Source organism: Microcystis sp. M53598_WE2 (assembly GCF_030067735.1).
Classification (GTDB): Bacteria; Cyanobacteriota; Cyanobacteriia; order Cyanobacteriales; family Microcystaceae; genus Microcystis; species Microcystis aeruginosa.
Genome location: NZ_JASJFE010000547.1, coordinates 1 through 2,124, shown reverse-complemented (window position 1 = coordinate 2,124; position 2,124 = coordinate 1). Strand labels below are relative to the sequence as shown.

The window sequence follows — 2,124 nt, the reverse complement described above, 5'->3', positions numbered from 1 at the left end:
GCCTTTGTACCATACGGCACAGGAATCAAGACATCACTTTTGGTGGTTCAAAAATTACCAGCAAACCATGATTCTTGTTTTATGGCACAAATCAAAAAAATAGGCTATGACGTTAAAGGACAAACAATATATAAGCGCAACGAGTCGGGAGTTATAGCCCGAACAAAATCAGGTTTGCCAATAGTTGACGATGATATAGATGATATTTCTCAATCTTTTAGGTCATTTATCAATGGGGAATTTGCACAAAACAGCGATTGTATTTATACAGTTAAGAATACCCTGCTCAATTCGAGACTGGATGCCGAACATTATTTACCCAATGACCAAAAATTATTAGAACATCTAAAATCTATTGGGGCGAAACCTTTAGGTGAAATTGCCGATATTTTGAGAGAGGCGGCTGATTTTCGTTTAGCTAGGGATAGTGAAATTAGATATATCGCTATTTCCGATGTTGATTATCGTACAATGCAAGTTGTTTCCCAACAAATAATTAAGGCACACGAAGCCCCATCTCGCGCAACTTATAGATTGTATAAAGGCGATATTATTACAGCAATTTCAGGAGCAAGTACGGGAACATCACGTCAAGCAACAGCCCTAATCACGGAAGATGAAGAGGGGGCAATTTGCTCAAATGGATTTTCAGTATTAAGAAATATTCAGGGAGTCGAGCCTTTGTTTTTATTAGTATATATGCGAACAGACTTTTTTTTGCGTCAGGTTAAAAGGTACATGACAGGTCATGCTATTCCTACTATTTTAGTAGATGATTTGTCAAAAGTTTTAGTGCCTATTCCACCCCAATCTGAACAGCAGAGAATAGCAAAAAGTATGGCCGAAATTCAAGCAATTAGAAAAGAAGCGTTAAAAGCAAGTGAGAATGTTGTTAACGAAATGAGTCTTTTACTTGGCCAATTTGAGTAAGGCAAAAAGCAGGTTAAGCTTAGAACAAGTCTTAATACTAAATCTGGTTATTAAACACTGATTATCTATTACCACTTTTGCCTGTCCTGATATGTAGCCTATACTCAACGGATTTAGTATCAGTTGCTAGTCGGGGAGAAGAATATAAAGAATTATTAAATTGTAGTTTTTAATACAGTTTTTGGGGGGGAATGTGTATTATTTCTTCCGTCTGCCTGTGGTCTTGGGTTAGGCTGTTGCTTGACCAAGCTGCGAGGAAGACGATAGTTGCCTCTATTCACCCGTTTGCTCAATCAAGATGATTAAAAACCGATTAATTCCCACCCTAGCTTTAGCTGGCGCAACTTCTCTCGCTGCTATGCTCACTCCTGTGGCAGCAAAGGCTGTTACTTTTACTGTTAACCGCAGTTGGAGTCAATCAGGTAATAACGCTTCTTTGGTGGGAACCGTAGATGTGCCAATAGGTAGCTATACTATCGATTCAACTGGTACTCCCAATCCCTTTACCAACGTTAACCTTACCTTGACAGTTAATGGTAATCCTTTTACTTTAGATACTGTCGTCGTCATTCCTAGTGGCTCTATCATCGGAACAGGGCAATTTTTGGTTAATGCCACATCTTCAACGTTAACTTTTAATACAAACGTTTCTAGTTTTGACCAGGCCACAGTAAGGTTTCAGAACTCAGGAAATCCGTTCGGCAACAGGTGGTATGAAATCGGTACTTTCCTTGACTTCTTCACTTTTCAGCTTGTGAATTTTGAAGGTTCAATCGCTTCACCTAGTTTCACCGAGGTTGTAGCTTCAGTATCTTTACCCGTAACTTTTGGGACAGCACAAACAGCACAACAAGTACCTGAACCCGCCTCCCTCTTTGGTCTTGGAGTCCTCGGTACTCTGGGAGTAGGTTCAACCCTCAAACGCAAACTGAAGCCATCCAAATCAGCCGAAAAAGAAACCACAAAAGTAGGCTAAATTGCTCACCAAAAATACAATAAATGCCCCTTCAATTAGCCAGTTGAGGGGGGTTTATTTTTAGTCCATGTTTCTATTTAGGGTTTGCTGAATAAATGTGAAATATAGACGAGGTAAGGGTTTTATTGTCCTGTTTTGCTCTCACAGGTGCAAGATTTTGAGAGAATCGTGGTTCAAAACCTTGCGTCTTCATCGGCCCGCGTCCTGTAGGGGCGAAG

General features: G+C 40.0%; 2 protein-coding genes. Both read left to right on the top strand.

What is annotated here, in order from left to right:
* Positions 1-930, top strand: a 930-nt coding sequence (locus tag PX636_RS11215) for a restriction endonuclease subunit S (protein WP_288117214.1), incomplete at its 5' end; no start/stop codon positions are given.
* 298 nt (positions 931-1,228) lie between these two features.
* Positions 1,229-1,906, top strand: a complete 678-nt coding sequence (locus tag PX636_RS11210; protein ID WP_288117212.1) for a PEP-CTERM sorting domain-containing protein — start codon at positions 1,229-1,231, stop codon at positions 1,904-1,906.
* Positions 1,907-2,124 lie beyond the last annotated feature (218 nt).